We start from the raw sequence: 336 nt of genomic DNA on the forward strand, positions 1-336 counted from the left end.
CACCAGCTTTAGCTGCTTCGGCTTTACCTTGTGCTGCCTCTGCACCGGCCTTCGCGGTTTCTGCGTCAGCTTTAGCGGTTTCTGCACCAGCTTTAGCTGCTTCGGCTTTACCTTGTGCTGCCTCTGCGCCGGCCTTCGCGGTTTCTGCGTCAGCTTTAGCGGTTTCTGCACCAGCTTTAGCTGCTTCGGCTTTACCTTGTGCTGCCTCTGCACCGGCCTTCGCGGTTTCTGCGTCAGCTTTAGCGGTTTCTGCACCAGCTTTAGCTGCTTCGGCTTTACCTTGTGCTGCCTCTGCACCGGCCTTCGCGGTTTCTGCGTCAGCTTTAGCGGTTTCTG

1 protein-coding gene is annotated in these 336 nt (G+C 57.4%); it reads right to left on the reverse strand.

From position 1 onward, the window contains the following. Positions 1-336: hypothetical protein (locus DPV92_RS09740; RefSeq protein WP_192574196.1), on the reverse strand; the 336-nt coding region annotated here is incomplete at both ends.

This window comes from Pseudohaemophilus paraphrohaemolyticus (assembly GCF_003253115.1).
Lineage (GTDB): Bacteria > Pseudomonadota > Gammaproteobacteria > Enterobacterales > Pasteurellaceae > Haemophilus_A > Haemophilus_A paraphrohaemolyticus_A.